This window comes from Pseudomonas yamanorum (genome assembly GCF_900105735.1).
GTDB classification, from domain to species: Bacteria; Pseudomonadota; Gammaproteobacteria; order Pseudomonadales; family Pseudomonadaceae; genus Aquipseudomonas; species Aquipseudomonas yamanorum.
The window spans coordinates 66813-82557 of record NZ_LT629793.1 but is presented as its reverse complement, the minus strand read 5'-3'; the positions used below and the strand labels follow the sequence as shown (position 1 = coordinate 82557).

Here is a 15745-nt window from a genome sequence, read left to right as displayed (position 1 = left end):
GCTCGAATGCTAGGGGCGGGCCGTCCATGAGTCTTTGTGAGCTTTGTCGGGAAACTGTCAAAGACTGTTAAAGGGGGGCGCCCCGAGCGGGTTTACTTCAGTGCAGGGTCTCCAGGGTTAAGCTTTTTCCACGACTGCATCACCACCTGCGCCTTGGGCTCTTTTCCGTTTTCCAGGTAGTACTGGATCAACGACAGTCGCGCATTGCGGTTATACGGTTGCACGGCGAGCAGCTTTTCAAGCTGCTCACAGGCCTGATCCACATACCCGCTGTCATGCAGCGCCACCGCCAGCACATAGTTGTATTGCGGATTCGCCGGCTCCAGCCGCGTCGCTTCACGCAGGTGCGGCATGGCTTTCGCCGTATCCCCGGCCCGAATCAACATCAACCCCTGGGTGTGTTGCAGCAGCGCCGCATCCGGGTGTTGCTTGAGGTTGTCCGCCACCAGCGTCCGTGCCTCCTGGGCACGACCGTTAGCCTCCAGCCATTGCGCCAGAGTCACCAGCGCCGGGAAGAAATCCGGGTCCCGTAGCAACGCGGTGCGCAGCTGCGCTTCAACCTTGTCGCTCCGACCGCTGGCCTGGTACAGCATCGCCAGGTTGAGATTGGCTTCGGCTCGCTCCAGCAGGCTCGACTGCACAGTTTCGTATTCCGCGATCGCCTTGTCCCAGGCCGGCCCAAGGCCTTGTCCGGAGGCGCTCAACAGGTCTCGGGCGGCAATGATCCGTACCGCCAGCACCGGGTCCCGGAGCAACGGCCCATACAACGCGACCCGTTCAGGCGGCGGCAGGAACGCACTGATCGCCCGCACCGCGCTCTCACGCACTTGCGGCGCCGGGTTGCCGAGGTCCTGGGTCGCCAGTTTCAACGCCTGTTCACTCGGGTAGTTTGGCAGTTCAGCCAGCAGCGTCGCGCGCTGGATCGCCGGCAGGTTGTTGCGTGCCAACTGGTCATACAGCGCCTGCGCGGCGCCCGGTTGGCCACCACGGATCAGTACCATGCTTTCGGCGTAACGCGGCGCATGCTCGGCCTCAGTGCTGTTCCAGAGTTTGAATTGCTCGCTGACCTTATCGCCGGGCCGTGGGATGCTGAAGCTATGGTCATGCCGGAAGTCATTGCCCATGTAAAACTTGCCGGGCATGTGGCAATCGACGCAGAACGAACCCGGCTCACCGGCAGCGTGGCGGGTATGTTCGGGGGAGTCGTAGTCCTTGGCCTGCAACCCGCGACCATCCACCGTGGCCACGGCGGTTTTGCCTGCGGTGTTGTGGCATTGCAGGCACACGCCATTGCCCGGTGCTTTCAGTTCGGCGCTGTGAGGGTTATGGCAGTCGCTGCAGCGCACGCCCTTGTCGGCCATTTTGCTTTGGGCGAACGAGCCGTGCTCGAACACTTCATCCTTGATCTTGCCGTCCAGGGCATACAGCTCGCGGGTCAGGACACTGGGCAGGTAATCGTCCATCAGGCGTTTGCCGACGGTATAGCCGTCGCCCAGCGGTGCACGACGGGCGTGGCAGCGGGCGCAGGTTTCGATCTCGACGGTGGCGTCCTTGTCTTTCAGGTCCACGGCAAAGCCGGCGTGCAGCAGGTCACCTTTTTTCGCAGCCCACGCCACATGGTTCGACGCGGGGCCATGACACGCCTGGCAGCCGACGCCCAGGCTGTTCCACTGGCTGTCGAAGCTGTTTTTGGCCGGGTCGAAATTACGTTTGTAGCCGGTGGTATGGCACTCCACGCACATGAAATTGGCGTTCTGGCTGGGCTTGCTCCAGTGCAGCGGGTTCTTGAAGTTCACACCCTGACCTGGGTAGAGGTGAAACCAGCGGTTTTTTTGCGTATCCCAGGCTACGCCCAGGGCTTGCAGGCGCCCGTCACCGACCTCGATCAGGTATTGCTGCAACGGTGCGATGCCGAAGGTATAGGCAACCTTGAAGTCAGTGGCCTTGCCGTCGGCGCCGGGTGTGTTGACCCAGAATTCATCGCCCCGGCGCGAGAAACGGGTGGTCTCACCCTCGCTGCTGAAGGATGCATTGTTGAAGTCGGCCGGCACTGTCTCGGGGGTGGCGACCTGCATCGCCAACTGGTGGTGCGAACCTTGCCAGTCCTTGACCTGGGCCTGGTGACAGCCCTGGCACTGCTGCTCATCAACCATGTTGGCAGGCGGCAAAACAGCCACCGGCTTGACCACGGGCGCAGGCGCCGCCACCGGCAGCTTGGGGGTGCTGGCCTGGAGGAAAAACCAGATCCCGGCCATGGCCAACAGCAACAGGGCGATCACTACGGGATACAGGTAACGACTGGATGAATCACGGAGAGGTACGGTTTTGTTTTCAGGCTTGGGCATTACGACTTCCGATGTCCGATGCGTTGACGCTCTAATGGCGCGCTTAAGCTCCGTGCAGCTTTGACGCTGGGTGCTTGCCTGTCAAATTCAAATAGAAAAGTCGCTGTGAAATGCCCCACAACCTGCAACGGCTACCGGGTTATTTTCCCAGAGTTGGCTATACCTACAGCTCAACGTTCCTTCGATGACAGCCAGGGAGTTTGACGATGAAGCTAGGACTAATGATCGGCACGGTGTGCATTGCCTCGATCGGGGTGATGGGGTGTTCCAGCAAGGTGACGCAGCCGGACGAGTATTCCGGGTTTCTCTCCGACTACAGCAACCTGAAGGAAGCCAAGTCCCCCTCAGGCGCTGACGTGATGCGCTGGGTGGACCCCAACCTGAACCTGAGCCGTTATACCGCCGTGTATATCGAGCCCACCCAGTTCTACCCCAAGCCACAAGCCACCACCAGGATTCCTGAAAGCACCTTGCAGGGCATCAACACCTACTACAACCAGGCGCTCAAGCGCGAGCTGGAAAAGTCCCTGCCACTGGCCAACGGGCCTGGCCCGGGCGTGATTGTAGTACGGGCGGCCATCACGGCAGTCAGCAGCAAGACCGAAAGCCTCAAGCCGTATGAGTACATTCCTGTAGCGCTGGTGGCCGCTGCAGTCAGCACCGGTACCGGGATTCGTGACCAGGAAACCACCCTGGGCACCGAGGCCCAGTTCCTCGATGGCGACAGTGGCAAGGTAATCGCCCAGGTCGTGCGTAAAGGCACCGGCAAGCCGTTGTCGAACGACTCCCAGGTGATGAAGGCCGATGACGTGAAAAGCGTGATCGACGGTTGGGCGTCGGACCTGCACCAGTCGTATCTGAAGCTGAAACGCTGAGGTGCCGGGCCCGGGGTTCGCGCCCCGGGCCGCATGAGTCCCCGACTACTGGCCGATGAACCAGCGGTAATAAGGGTTGGCGCTGTCTTGTTGCAACACCGCCTGGATATCCCGGCCCCAGGCGGTGCGATCGCCGTCATAGGCATGCAGGCTGGCGCGGTAGAACTGCATTAGGCGCTGCTGTTCGCTGGCCAGGGTACGGGTGAACGCCGGGTCCGCATTCAGCAATGGCGCGGGCACCCGCAGATCCAGGAGCGCCGGGAGCACCCGGGTGATCTCCTTGCTGCGCACCCACGGCGCATATTCGATACGCGGTTGGTCATCGGTGACTGGCAACGCATTGCCTGCAAAGCGCTCCAGGCCCTGGCGATCCGTGACCCAGGTGGCGAGCAGGGTTGCCGCCGAATCGATGCCCACTTCCCCCAGGGCGCTGCTCACGTTCGGTTGCTCAAAGCGCTGGCGAATCCGCGTGGCATCCAGCTCGATGGGTTCCATGGAACCCACCAGCAGCATTTCGTGGAACTCGCTGGTCCACAGCGTCGCGTAGGGGAACACGTCGAGGAAGCTGCGTACCAGTGACTGCGAGTCCTCGATGTTTTGCGTTGGCAGCGGCAGCCATTGGGCCAGCAGGCCGTTTTTCTCCAGGCGCCGGGCGGCCAGTTGGTAGAAGTCACGGGAATACAGGTTGACCACGCCGGCAGCGGAGGGCGGTGGCGGTTCGAGGGTGATCAGGTCGTACGCCTGCGGGTTGCGCAGCAGTTCCTGGCGACCGTCTCGCAGGCGCACGTCCACCCCTGGATCACTGGCCGCGTTGAAGTTGCCCTTGAACAGTGGCGCCGCCTGGATCACCGATGGCAGCAACTCGGCAACCACCCGGTGTTCCAGCCCGGGATAGCGCAGCAACGCCCCGGCGGTAATTCCGGTGCCAAAGCCGATCACCAACGCCGAGCGGGGCTCGCCGTTATGGATCAGCAGCGGCAACAGCGCCTGGATCCGCATATAGCGCAGGGACGGCATGGCGTCGCCAGTGTTGGACACGCCCTGGATATACAGGCGTTGAAAGCTGCGGGCGCCTTGGCCCTGGGTGACCACAGCGACGGTGGCGCCGCGTCCTTCCTGGTAAAACGCCAGGCTCGCATTACGTGCCCCGGGCAGCAGCTTGGCCAGTCGATCCACCGGGTTCAGCAACGCCACGGCCAGAGACAGTAAACCGAGGGCGACCACGGCCTGACGCCGGCCTTTCTTGACCCCGTGGCCTCGGCGCGCGGCCAGATACCCCACGACGCCGGCAATCACCGCGAGCAAGCCCAGGGTACGTACCAGCCCGAGCCAGGGAATCAGCACAAAACCACACAACATCACCCCGACAATGCCGCCCAGGGTGTTGAACGCCACTACGGCTCCGACATCCCGGCCCACGTGCTCGCTGCCCACGCTCAAGCGCAAGGCCAGGGGAAACGCCGCGCCGAGCAACAGGGTTGGCACAAACACGATGCACAGGGCGGCCACCGCAAAGCGCGCGCTCATGCCCGGCAGTTCAGCGCCGCCCAGGCTCAGCACCAGGGATTCGGCCTGGGTTTGCAGCAGTACCAGCCAGCGGCCCAGCAGGGCGATCTCCAGCAACGCCACGAGCCCGGCGCCGGCAATCAACAGGCCGAACACGCCCCATGGATCACGGATCCGCTCGACCCGCCGCGCCATCAACTGGCTGCCGATAAACAACCCCGCCAGGTAAGTGGCGAGCACCACGGCAAACGCATAGGTGCGGGTGCTCATGAACTGCACGATGGATTGCGACCACACCACCTCGTAACCCAAGGCCACGCCGCCGGCAATGGCGTACAGCACCAGGGCCAGGCGCGCCGGTTTGGCGCCGTTGGCATGGTTGATTACCGTGGTGGTGTGATGCCGCACATACAACAGCGCGCCGACGGCAGCCAGCAGGTTGAGCATCGCGGCCACCAGGGCACTGCCACGCACGCCGAACGTAGCGATCAGCACAAAGGCGGTCAGCAAGGTCCCGGCAATTGCCCCGGCGGTGTTGGCCGCATACAAGCGGCCACCGGCCTGACCGAGGGCCTTGGGGTCGATGTGCAGCGAGCGCACCAGCACCGGCAAGGTGCCGCCCATCAACAGCGCCGGGATGCCCACCAGCACAAACGGCAGTACCCAGGCCAGCAGGCCGACCTGTTGTTCCAACCAGGCAAACGGGCTGGCGGCCATGCTCAAGGCGACTGTGGCACCCATGCCGAGCACGGCGACAAGGATTTCGAGGATTGCATACAGCAGCAGCGGTCGCGACAAGCGATCCGCCCAGCGTCCGAACAGCAGGCCACCCAACGCCAACCCGGCAAAAAACGCGCTGATGCCGGTGGTGATGGCGTACACCTCCACCCCCACGACCAGCGACAATTGCTTGATCCACAACACCTGGTACACCAGGGCAGCCATGCCGGAGATGAACAGCAGCAGGGCGGGGATCAGGGTGGTTGAGGTGTGAGCCAGTGCGGCAGGTTTGCTGGCGGTGCGTGACGACATTGCAGATAGCCTTATGGAAATACCGATCAAAGTGTGGCGAGGGAGCAAGCTCCCTCGCCACGGGTTAGGCGCCGCCCATAAGCGCGGCGCCGGCGGCTATTGCGCCGGGTTAGCCTTCATTTTTTCAGCAATCTTCTTGTCCACGGCTTCGCGGATCTGGTCAATGCTGAAGCTGGCCGGTTTCTGGCTCGGCGGGTACTCGATGAACGTCTCGAGGAACTTCGCCGATTTGGTCACCGCCACTGCACCCAGGTAGACGTTTTTGGTGCTCCAGTCGTAGTACTGGTCAGACACCACGTCCGCCCGTTCATACGGGTCCATCCTCAGGTTGAAGATCTTCGGTACCCGCAGTTGCACGAACGGCTCGCTCCACACCCGGAAACCGCCCGGCTGGCGCTGTTCGGCGAACACCACTTTCCAGTTGTCGAAACGCACGGCTACCAGCACGCCATCGTCGTTGAAGTAGAAGAACTCGTTACGCGCGCCTTTGGGTTGCTGGCCAGTCAGGTAGGGCAGTTGGTTGTAACCGTCCAGGTGCACCTTGAAGCTGCTGCCGCCGGCCGTCGGGGCCCAGCCCTTGAGCAGCTTGTCTTTCACGTCCGCATCACCCGCAGCGGCCAGCAGGGTAGGGAACCAGTCCATGCCCGAGACCATTTCGGTGGAAACTTCCCCAGGCTTGATCTTGCCTGGCCAGCGGATGATCGCCGGCACCCGGTACGCGCCTTCCCAGTTGGAGTTTTTCTCGTTGCGGAACGGCGTGGTGGCCGCATCCGGCCACGAGAACTGGTTCGGCCCGTTGTCGGTGGTGTAGACCACAATGGTGTTGTCGGCGATTTTCAGGTCGTCGAGGGTTTGCAGGAGTTTGCCCACATCGGCGTCGTGCTCCAGCATGCCGTCGGCGTACTCGTTGCCGGGCATGCCGCTCTGGCCCTTCATCGAGTCACGCACATGAGTGAACACGTGCATGCGCGTGGTGTTCATCCACACGAAGAACGGCTTGTTGGCTTCGGCCTGTTTCTTGATGAACGCCTGGGCGGCGGCGGTGGTTTCGTCGTCGATGGTTTCCATGCGTTTGGCGGTCAACGCACCGGTGTCTTCGATCTTGCCATCGGCGAAGCTGTGGATCACACCGCGCGGGGTGTTGGCCTTGACGAACTCGGCATCATCCTTGGGCCAGTACGGGCGCTCCGGCTCTTCTTCGGCATTGAGGTGGTACAGGTTGCCGAAGAACTCATCGAACCCGTGGTTGGTGGGCAGGTATTCATCCTTGTCCCCCAGGTGGTTCTTGCCGAATTGCCCGGTGGAATAGCCCAGCCCTTTAAGCGCCTGGGCAATGGTGATATCACGTTTTTGCAGGCCCACCGGCGCACCCGGGATGCCCACCTTGGACAGGCCAGTGCGCAACGGCGTCTGGCCTGTGATAAAGGATGAGCGCCCGGCGGTGCAACTGTTCTCCGCGTAGTAGTCGGTGAACAGCATGCCTTCCTTGGCGATGCGGTCGATATTCGGGGTTTTGTAACCCACCACGCCCATCGAATAGGCGCTGATGTTGGTTTGCCCAATGTCATCGCCGAATATCACCAGGATATTCGGCTTGTCGGCGGCCCAGGCTGATGCCGAGACCCCCATAACCGATACCGCCACCAGGGCGAGTTTCGGCAGCCACTTGCGTAGGCGAGTCATATGACTTGCTCCTTTCTCGGCTTGAGTCGCATTGCCTGCGACCAACGTTTATTACAGTCCATCGCGACGTCTTTTCTTATTGCACCTGTTGTTGCACAGCCGGCTCGAACGGGTAGATGCGCTTCCACTCGGTTGCCATGTCCACCACGGTCCAGCCTTTTGTCCTGGCTTCATCCAGCGCCTTGTCCAGGCGCCCGATCTGAGAATTGCGGTCATATGCCCACTCGCGCTTGGCGTCGGTGTGGTGCACCAGGCCCATGAAGCGTTTGCCCTGGCCGGCGGCTGTCCACTGGAGCATTTGCAGGTCGCCGTCGGAGTTGCCGAAGGCCAGGATCGGTCGGCGGCCAATGATCGAGTCGATACTTTCCGGCTTGCCCGGGCCGTCATCGTTGTGGGCGAGCTTGGCGGTGCGCAGGACCTGCGGGGCGCCATCCTTGATCTGGAACGCGGTGACGAAGTTGGAGCCGATCACCTGTTCCGGTGGCACGCCGTAGACCACCTCGGCAAAGGCGCGCATGAAGGCAGTTTCCCCGCCGGAAACGATGTAGGTCTTGAATTGCTGGCTGCGCAGGTAGTCGAGCATCTCCAGCATCGGCTGGTAGATCATTTCGGTGTAGGGCTTGCCGGTTTTCGGATGACGGGCCTGGGTGAGCCAGGTTTTGGCGTTGTCGATAAAGGCGTCGGTGGTGATGCCGGTATGGGTCGCGCCGATGATTTTCAGCAAGCCTTCCATGCCGCTTTGGGCCAGGGCCTGGTGATCGTTCTCGAGCACGGCCTTGAACGGCTGGGTGGTTTTCCAATCGGGATGCTGGAGGGCGAGGCGCTTGATTTCGTCGAAGGCAAACAGTACCTCGAAGTAAGCCGGCTGTTCGGTCCAGAGGGTACCGTCGTTATCGAATACGGCGATGCGTTCGGCGGGTTTTACATAGTCCCTGGAGCCCTCGGCGGTCACGGCCTGGACGAATTCGATGATGTGTTTCTTGCTCGGTCCTTCGTTCCATGAGGGCAGCGGGTCCGCCGCCAGCGCAGGCAGGCTTATCAGCAGCAGAAGGGGCAAGACAGAACGGAGGGACGTCATGGGAAATCCTTTTCGCGACGGGGGTTCAGTGGTAGCAAGCGTAGCCGACGAAACCGCCAGCGCAACGCACCGCAGCCGCGTCGCCACAGAGGCGGAACTCGTGGCCATAGGCCGTGCGCGAGGTACGCGGCCAGTACCCACAACACCAAGGCAGCGCCCCAGGCCACGCCCTGCCGTGATAGTTGCCAGCGGCTGTGCTGGCCGAGTTGCTTGAGGTCCTCGGCGATGGAAAATGTCGGGCTGTAGGCGCTTGCTGCCTGCGCCTCGACGGTGACTTCCGGCACGCGCGTCACTTGCAGCCGATGGTTGCGGCTGTCCCACCATTTCACGCTGATGGCGGGCAGCGGGTAGCGACCGGCTTGCTCGACGCGGTACACCTGCCGGTCGATGCGTTGGCCGCCGCTGATGTTGCCGCGGCCATCATCCAGGTTGCCGATGACCGGCGACTGCGGGTAGCGACGCAGGCCTTTTACCTGGGCCTGGTCAGGTGGCGGCAGTGACAGGCCGGGGGTGTTGTCGGCTTGCAGGATGACCGTGCGGGTGAGGGTGTCGCCGACCTTGAGCGGTGTGGTGGTGACCGTTTGGGTCAGGCGTAGCCCGTCAGCCACCAACACGGTTTCCCCGGGTTCGAAACCCGGCGGCTGGGCGGCCTGGAAGGACAACGGTGCAGTTTGCGCACTCAACGGCGCGCTCGCCTGGCCGGGCTGGGCCTGCACCGTCAGGGCCGGAATGTTGAACGTCTGAGCCAAGGAAGGGGTGATGCGATAGCGGTAACGCATGCCATAGAAGGTCTTGCCCTCGATCACCTGGTTCACATGCTCGGACTCACTGCCCGGCGCCTGCACCCGCGCGCCGGGCAGTTGCAGCGGCGGCAGGCCGGCGGCCGCGGTGAACCAGGTGTCGGTCAACACATCGACCTGCAATTGCACTTGCTCGCCCACCACCACGTTACTACCGGGCACCAGTTGCGCCTGCACTCGCAGTTGCGGTTCGGCCGCCCACAACGGGCCGGCGATCAGCAGCAACAGCCAGCAGAGCCGGTTCATGGCTGGGCTCCCTGGTCTTGAAGGCTGAACTTGCGGCGCAAGAAGTTCGCGGGGGACGTCGTCAGGTTCTGCAACCACAACGCATCGTTGCTTGCCTGTTCTGTCTGGATTGCCTTGCTCTTGCCCTTGCCGGCCGCCTTGTCGAACTTGACCGCGTCGGGCTTCACCTCGGGGGCATTGTCCGAGGCGTTTTCAGTGTCTTTCTTCAGCGCCAGAGCCAGGGCCAGGTTGGCGCTGGCTTCGGGAAACTGCGGCTGTTGTTGCAACGCCTGCTGGTAGGCGGCAATGGCATCGTCGAACTTGAAGCGACGCACGTGGATATTGCCGCGGTAGAACGCGGTCTGTGCGGTGTCGAGTTGGGCAAAGGTCGCCAGGGCCAGGTCGTAGTCGGCAGCGTTGTACGCGGCAATGCCTTTCCAATAGGGGTCGACAAACAGCCCTGCAGCGGCGGGGTAGTGATGGTGTTCGAAGGCCCAGCGGCCTTGTTGGTCGCGGGTGAAGAACGCGTCGGTCAGCGCGTTGGCTTCGACAGGCGCGGGTTGCAGGAATACCCCCAGCACCAGCACCGCCACCCAGTTCAGGCTCCAGCCCCGGCGTACACTGAAAAACGCCAACAGCAGCAGCGGCCAGCACAGCCAGTAACCGGCATCTTTCCATTGCAGGTTGCGCTGTTGTTCGTCGGCGTTCTGGAAGTGCTGTTGGGCATGGAGTTCAACCCAGTCCAGGTCATCATCGTTGAGGGTCAGGCTGCCCAGCGGCGCGTCGGTGGCCGAAGCGAGTTGCTTCAAGGCGCCGGCATCGAAGTTCACGCCGACCGCCAGTACCAGCACCTGTAGCGGGCTGTCCGCCAAGTGTTGCTTGAGCTGCGGCAACTGCGCGAGATCGACGCCGTCAGTGATCAGCAACAGGCTACCAGAGGCGTTTTCCGCCGTAAGCAAACGCTTGGACTGGTCGATCACCCCGGCGACATCCCGCCCGGGCTTGCTGATCAGGTCGGTGGCCAGGGCCTGGATAAAACTGTCGAGCAATGCCGGGTCGTCCGTCGGCGGCAATACCAGATGCGCGCTGCCGGCATACACCATCAACGCGGTGCGCGCGCCTTGGCGACGCTGCACCAGGTCTTGCAACTTGTGCTTGGCGGCTTGCAGGCGGGTTGGCGGCACGTCAGCGGTGTCCATTGATGGTGACAGGTCGAGGGCGATGATCAGCGGCGCGCGGTTCTCCAGGAAGTCGGGGCGATCCTGTTCCCAGGTGGGCCCGGCACTGGCCAGTGCGCCGAGAACCAGCAAGGCGCTGACCAGATGCACCGGCCGCAGGCGATGGGGGTCCGTCGGAGTCAGCAGCAGATGCGGCAACAGATGCGGGGCAATATTGCCCCGCATCCGTCGTTGCAGGTCCTTGCTGCGGCGCCACAACAGCGGCAGCAATAGGCCAAGCAAACCCGGCAGCAGCCAGGCCGGGCGCAGGAAATGGAAGTCACTGAGGTTGAACTCCATCGCGGACCTCCCGATGGCGCAGCCCCGGATGCGGCCACAACGCGGCGATCAGGTGATACAGCGCGAGCAGGCCGATGGCGGCCGCCAGTGGTATCCAGAACAGATCACGCTTGGGCTGGTGGCTCAGGGTTTTCACCTGGTGGGGGGTGATCTGGTCGAGGGTGGCGTAGACCTGGTCCAGGGTGTCGCGGTTCTCCGCCCGGAAATACCGTCCGCCGGTGGTTTCAGCAATCTGTTGCAGCGCGCTCAGGTTGACCTTTGACTCACCTGAAGCGCCCGGATCGCCAATGCCGATGGTATGAATCACCACGCCCTTGGCCGCTGCCATGGACGCCGCATGGTCGGGCGGAATCGCGCTGCTGGTGTCGTTGCCGTCGGTGAGCAGTATCAGCACCTTCTCTTGTTCATGAGCCTGGTCCAGCAGCTTCAGGCTCAGGCCAATGGCATCGCCAATTGCGGTGTTGGGCCCGGCCATGCCGATGCCGCTGTCATCCAGCAGCAGCGACAGGCTGGTGTGGTCCAGGGTCAATGGCGCCTGGGGATAGGCGCCGCTGCCAAACAGGATCAGGCCGATACGGTCGTCCTTGCGGCGCTGGATAAAGCCATGCACCACCTGTTTGACGGCGGCCAGGCGGTTGATCTTCTGGCCGTTGGCGTCGGTAAAGTCCTGGGTTTCCATGGACTGCGAGATGTCGATGGCCAGCATCAGGTCTCGCACCGGCTGTTGGCGTTCGATGGGTTTTTCGATCCACACCGGGCGGGCAATGGCCAGCACCAGCAGCGCCCACACCAGCAGGTTGAGCAGCAGTTGCAGGCGGTTGCTGCGAATACCGCTGGCGGCCGGCGTCTGGCCCACGGCCCGGCTGAGGCTGGCGAAAAACGGCACGCGTACGGCGCTGCGGGCTTCACGGTATTCCGGCAGGTAACGGTAGGCGAGCCACGGCAACGGCAGGAGAAGCAGCAGCCAGGGATAATCAAGTTGCCACATGGTGATGCTCCACCCAGGTTTTGCACTGGGCCAACAGCTGTTCGCGTTGCGCGCTGGAAATATCGGCTGATCCATACGCCAGGCTCGCCAGTTGACGGCTGAAATCCTCCTGCACCGCCATGCCGCCATGACGCAGCAGGAACGCCTGCCAGTCGGCCCCGCTCAGGGTCGGCACGCGTTGGTGTTCCTCCGGCGCGAGGGGCATCGACAGGGCCACGCGCTTGAGCAGTTCCGGCAGCTCCCGCAAGTCTTCGATCACGTTGAGGCGCGCCAATGCTTCGCGGCGATAGGCATTGCGGCGCCAGCGCAACCAGGCGCGGACGCCCAGCACCAGCAGGGCAATCGCCAGCAAACCGAGCATCACCCACCAGCCCCAGGTCTGCGGCCAGTAGCTGACCGGCGCCGGCAGGCCTAGCTCCTTGAGTTGTTCGATGCTCGGCACATTGGCGTTCATCGCCGCGCTCCATTGCGCCGGCCCAGCTCATCGCGCAGTTGGTCAACTGCAGGCAGCGCCGTGCTGATCATCAACAGCGGCACCTGGCTGCGGCGCAGCAGGCTGGCTACGTCCTTTAGGCGCCCGCCAAGAAAGTCCCCCAGGGGTTGGCGTACCTGGCGTTTCTGTACAGCCAGTTCGACCTGCAATTGGCCCTGGGTGACCATCAGGTGCCCGGTATCCGGCACGTTCAACGCCAGCGGGTCGTAGACTTGCAGGGCAACCACATCGTTGTGCGCCGACAGCTGCCGCATCAATTGCAGAGTGCGGTCACCGGCCCCGGCGAAGTCGCTGATGATGCAGATCAGGTGGTCATGCCCGGTCAGCGCGAGGCAACGTTGCAGCACCTTGTCGAGCTGGCCGTCGGCTTCATGGTCCGGGTTGCCGGCGCTCAACGCGGCGTTCTGTCGGACGATGCGGCTGCACAAGGTTTCGACGCGTTTGCGGCTGCGCAACGGCGCCACACTGTCGATGTGCTCATCGTTGAACACCAGCCCGCCCACCCGGTCACCCGCGTTGAACACCATCCACGCGGCCAACGCGCCCAACTCGGCGGCAACAGCGGATTTAAAGCTGCGCACCGAGCCGAAGAACATCGACATGCGTTGGTCGACCACAATCAGCGCGGGGCGGTCGCGCTCCTCGGTAAAGGTACGGATCACCGGTTTCCCGGTGCGCAGAGAGGCGCGCCAGTCCAGGTGGCGTAGATCATCGCCGGGCTGATAGCGGCGCAGTTCATCAAAGTTCAGGCCGCGTCCGCGCAGCCGCGAGGCATGGTTGCCGGCGAGGATGCTGCCTTGGGGCTGGCGCGCGACAAAGCTCAGGCCACGGGTCTGAAACTCCAGGGCCATCAACTGCCCCAGGGACACGTAGACCAAGCCGTCGGCGTTCATGCCGGAATCGCCACTTTGTCCAGCAGGCGGTCCAGCACCTGGTCGGCGCTGACGCTATCGGCCACCGCGTCGTAGCTCAATTGCAGGCGGTGACGCAGCACCGGATGCACCACCGTGCGCACGTTATCCGGCGTCACAAAGGCCTGGCCCCGCAGCCAGGCATCGGCGCGGGCCGCGCGGTCCATGCCGATGCCGCCACGGGGACTGGCGCCAAGGCTGATCCAGCGCGCCAGGTCGGCATCGTAGTCGGCGGGATGGCGGGTGGCGTTGATCAGGTCGATCAGGTAACGGTCGATAGCGGGTGACACCTGGATCGCGCTGACTTCCTTGCGGGCGGCGAAGATCACCTCGGGGGCGAGGGTGAAGCCTTGGGTGGTTGCTGCGGCGGCGTGCTGTTCTTCTTCGCGCAACAGGCGCAGCACCTGGCTTTCATTTTCGGCGCTGGGGTAATCCAGCAGGACTTTCATCAGGAACCGGTCCATCTGTGCTTCCGGCAGTGGATAAGTGCCTTCCTGTTCGATGGGGTTCTGGGTGGCGACCACGATAAACAACTCGGGCAGCGGATGGCTGGCGCCGGCCACGGTGATCTGGCGTTCTTCCATGGCTTCCAGCAAAGCCGCCTGGACCTTGGCCGGGGCGCGGTTGATTTCATCGGCGAGGATCAGGTTGCCGAACAAGGGGCCTGGCTGGAAGCGGATCTGATTCTGGCCGTCCACCTGGTGCAGCACCTCGGCGCCGGTGATGTCCGAGGGCAGCAGGTCGGGAGTGAACTGGATACGGCTCATCTTCGCGTCCAGGTGTCGGGCCAGGGCCTTGACCGTGCGTGTCTTGGCCAGGCCCGGCAAGCTCTCCAGCAGCAAGTGACCGTTGGCCAAAAGGCCGATGAGGATCTGGCGGATGACCTGATCCTGGCCCAGCACACTTTCGGCGATGCTGGCTTGCAGGGCGGTTAAATCGTTGAGCGCTGTCATCACAATCCTCCTTGAAACAGTGGGTCACCAGGGCGCGGCGACCACGATGTACTGCACGGAGCTGCCGACGTATTGCGGCTGGTACCAGGTGGGGCCGCAATGCTGATAGGCCACGCCATTGGCGACCACCGAGACACAGTCCACCGGCACCGTGGTGACGCGGGTACCGATGGCGAGGACGGTCGCCGTGGTCGCGCCGATCACGGCGGCGGTGGCCCATGGGTGGTACCAGTCATCCCCGTGGGGCGGCGGAGGGGGTGGCGGCGGTGGAGGAGGCGGCATCGGGTATGGATGCGGCCCCGGTTGTGGCCCGGGGCGCGGTCCTGGATATGGATGCGGACCAGGCTCGGGGTGTGGCCCAGGTTGAGGATGGGGCTGCGGGTGCGGCTCCGGGTGTGGAGGCATCGGCCGGGGGGCCGGCATCGGGTGGGGCGCGGGCATGGGAGGACGGTAACCGCCACCGCCGCCATGGGGCACCACAAACGTCCGTGCGCCACCACCGCCACGCAGTTGCCAGGCCTGGGCAGCCAGCGGATCGAACAGCGTCAGCAGCAAACTCGCGGTCAATACCGCTGCTGTGCTTTTCATGGCTGTTCTCCCTGAGGCTCCAACTGTTGCAGGGGCACTGCACGGGCGCCGGCCGGAGGAGTGAACTCAAAGTCGGCAGGTTTGGGCGGGCTGTTGAGTTGCCACAGGTAATTGACGCTGTGCCTTGGGTGTTCGGCGGTGTCCCGGCGGCTGATCACCAGCCGGCAGGGCAGTGGCTGCGAGCCTTGGCGAACCCACAGTTGCCAGTCGATATCCGGCTGGCGGTAGGCGTAATGGGTGCAGGTCTGGCCGTCGATGGTTTCACTGCCGATCAGCACGGCATTGCTGATGCCCACCTCCTTGGCGGTGCCGGGGTTCCAGCGGAACAGGTCGGCCAGGGGCAGTTCGATGCCGTAGCGTTCGCTCAACTGATCGAGCAAGCCACCGATATTCGCTGGCGCCGCCTGGTTGGCGAAGTAGCCGCTGCGGCTGTCGTACAGGGTGAAACTTTTACCGTTGTAGAACAGGCTGCGGCGCGAGCCGTCGCTTTCCACCGAGACTTGCAGCTTGTCCGGCTGCATGGCCGCAAGGCGCGTTTGATGGCTGAATTCGATGGTCTGGCCGTTATCCAACACCTGGTCGGTATGGCTGTGGGCATCGATGCGAAACTGCTGCAGGCTGCGCAAGTAGCCCCCCATCTGCTCCAGGGCAGTGAGGGCCTTGGGTTCCAGCTCGTCGGCCAAAACGGTGTGAGAGGTGAGCAGCACACCGGTGAGCACTAAACGCGCAAGAAGAATACGGGACATGGCGC

The 15745-nt window shown here is 63.3% G+C and carries 13 protein-coding genes; 1 reads left to right on the top strand and 12 read right to left on the bottom strand.

Annotated elements, in window-relative coordinates; all coding sequences use genetic code 11:
• Positions 1 to 92: 92 nt before the first annotated feature.
• The gene (locus BLU46_RS00380; protein ID WP_093197094.1) at positions 93 to 2345 is read right to left on the bottom strand and encodes a tetratricopeptide repeat protein; all 2253 of its coding nucleotides are present in this window, start codon (positions 2343 to 2345) and stop codon (positions 93 to 95) included.
• Positions 2346 to 2551: 206 nt separating this feature from the next.
• On the opposite strand from BLU46_RS00380, the gene BLU46_RS00375 reads away from it, so the two are divergent.
• Positions 2552 to 3220 carry a DUF3313 domain-containing protein gene (locus BLU46_RS00375; protein WP_093197089.1) on the top strand — a complete coding sequence of 223 codons (669 nt, stop codon included), beginning with the start codon at positions 2552 to 2554 and terminating at the stop codon, positions 3218 to 3220.
• Positions 3221 to 3265: 45 nt separating this feature from the next.
• On the opposite strand, the gene BLU46_RS00370 is transcribed toward BLU46_RS00375, so the two are convergent.
• The 11 genes from BLU46_RS00370 to BLU46_RS00320 all read right to left on the bottom strand — a co-directional run bounded on the left by BLU46_RS00370 (position 3266) and on the right by BLU46_RS00320 (position 15740).
• Positions 3266 to 5758, bottom strand: coding sequence for a fused MFS/spermidine synthase (locus tag BLU46_RS00370; protein ID WP_093197084.1), 2493 nt, complete (start codon positions 5756 to 5758; stop codon positions 3266 to 3268).
• Between the two features lie 96 nt (positions 5759 to 5854).
• Positions 5855 to 7441, bottom strand: a complete 1587-nt coding sequence (locus BLU46_RS00365; protein ID WP_063030044.1) for an arylsulfatase — start codon at positions 7439 to 7441, stop codon at positions 5855 to 5857.
• Positions 7442 to 7517: 76 nt separating this feature from the next.
• The gene (locus BLU46_RS00360; RefSeq protein ID WP_093197079.1) at positions 7518 to 8519 is read right to left on the bottom strand and encodes an HAD family hydrolase; all 1002 of its coding nucleotides are present in this window, start codon (positions 8517 to 8519) and stop codon (positions 7518 to 7520) included.
• A complete protein-coding gene (locus tag BLU46_RS00355) occupies positions 8516 to 9565 on the bottom strand; it encodes a BatD family protein (protein WP_093197075.1) in 1050 nt (349 codons plus the stop codon). The genes BLU46_RS00360 and BLU46_RS00355 overlap by 4 nt, the downstream gene beginning before the upstream one ends.
• A complete protein-coding gene (locus BLU46_RS00350; protein WP_093197070.1) occupies positions 9562 to 11061 on the bottom strand; it encodes a vWA domain-containing protein in 1500 nt (499 codons plus the stop codon). Before BLU46_RS00350 ends, BLU46_RS00355 begins: the two co-directional genes overlap by 4 nt.
• The gene (locus BLU46_RS00345) at positions 11042 to 12049 is read right to left on the bottom strand and encodes a vWA domain-containing protein (protein WP_093197065.1); all 1008 of its coding nucleotides are present in this window, start codon (positions 12047 to 12049) and stop codon (positions 11042 to 11044) included. Before BLU46_RS00345 ends, BLU46_RS00350 begins: the two co-directional genes overlap by 20 nt.
• Complete coding sequence (locus tag BLU46_RS00340; RefSeq protein WP_093197062.1) at positions 12036 to 12503, bottom strand: DUF4381 domain-containing protein; 468 nt, start codon at positions 12501 to 12503, stop codon at positions 12036 to 12038. The genes BLU46_RS00345 and BLU46_RS00340 overlap by 14 nt, the downstream gene beginning before the upstream one ends.
• Positions 12500 to 13435, bottom strand: coding sequence for a DUF58 domain-containing protein (locus tag BLU46_RS00335; protein WP_063030056.1), 936 nt, complete (start codon positions 13433 to 13435; stop codon positions 12500 to 12502). The genes BLU46_RS00340 and BLU46_RS00335 overlap by 4 nt, the downstream gene beginning before the upstream one ends.
• The gene (locus BLU46_RS00330; protein WP_093197059.1) at positions 13432 to 14406 is read right to left on the bottom strand and encodes an AAA family ATPase; all 975 of its coding nucleotides are present in this window, start codon (positions 14404 to 14406) and stop codon (positions 13432 to 13434) included. Before BLU46_RS00330 ends, BLU46_RS00335 begins: the two co-directional genes overlap by 4 nt.
• Before the next feature lie 24 nt (positions 14407 to 14430).
• Positions 14431 to 14994, bottom strand: coding sequence for a hypothetical protein (locus BLU46_RS00325; protein ID WP_063030060.1), 564 nt, complete (start codon positions 14992 to 14994; stop codon positions 14431 to 14433).
• A complete protein-coding gene (locus BLU46_RS00320) occupies positions 14991 to 15740 on the bottom strand; it encodes a DUF2092 domain-containing protein (protein ID WP_093197056.1) in 750 nt (249 codons plus the stop codon). Before BLU46_RS00320 ends, BLU46_RS00325 begins: the two co-directional genes overlap by 4 nt.
• Positions 15741 to 15745 lie beyond the last annotated feature (5 nt).

Excerpts from the sequence above, each read along its gene's own strand:
- BLU46_RS00355 (WP_093197075.1), bottom strand. The coding sequence starts at position 9,565 with ATGAACCGGCTCTGCTGGCTGTTGCTGCTGATCGCCGGCCCGTTGTGG.
- BLU46_RS00375 (WP_093197089.1), top strand. The coding sequence starts at position 2,552 with ATGAAGCTAGGACTAATGATCGGCACGGTGTGCATTGCCTCGATCGGG.
- BLU46_RS00340 (WP_093197062.1), bottom strand. The coding sequence starts at position 12,503 with ATGAACGCCAATGTGCCGAGCATCGAACAACTCAAGGAGCTAGGCCTG.
- BLU46_RS00345 (WP_093197065.1), bottom strand. The coding sequence starts at position 12,049 with ATGTGGCAACTTGATTATCCCTGGCTGCTGCTTCTCCTGCCGTTGCCG.
- BLU46_RS00380 (WP_093197094.1), bottom strand. The coding sequence starts at position 2,345 with ATGCCCAAGCCTGAAAACAAAACCGTACCTCTCCGTGATTCATCCAGT.
- BLU46_RS00360 (WP_093197079.1), bottom strand. The coding sequence starts at position 8,519 with ATGACGTCCCTCCGTTCTGTCTTGCCCCTTCTGCTGCTGATAAGCCTG.
- BLU46_RS00350 (WP_093197070.1), bottom strand. The coding sequence starts at position 11,061 with ATGGAGTTCAACCTCAGTGACTTCCATTTCCTGCGCCCGGCCTGGCTG.
- BLU46_RS00325 (WP_063030060.1), bottom strand. The coding sequence starts at position 14,994 with ATGAAAAGCACAGCAGCGGTATTGACCGCGAGTTTGCTGCTGACGCTG.
- BLU46_RS00370 (WP_093197084.1), bottom strand. The coding sequence starts at position 5,758 with ATGTCGTCACGCACCGCCAGCAAACCTGCCGCACTGGCTCACACCTCA.
- BLU46_RS00365 (WP_063030044.1), bottom strand. The coding sequence starts at position 7,441 with ATGACTCGCCTACGCAAGTGGCTGCCGAAACTCGCCCTGGTGGCGGTA.
- BLU46_RS00335 (WP_063030056.1), bottom strand. The coding sequence starts at position 13,435 with ATGAACGCCGACGGCTTGGTCTACGTGTCCCTGGGGCAGTTGATGGCC.
- BLU46_RS00320 (WP_093197056.1), bottom strand. The coding sequence starts at position 15,740 with ATGTCCCGTATTCTTCTTGCGCGTTTAGTGCTCACCGGTGTGCTGCTC.
- BLU46_RS00330 (WP_093197059.1), bottom strand. The coding sequence starts at position 14,406 with ATGACAGCGCTCAACGATTTAACCGCCCTGCAAGCCAGCATCGCCGAA.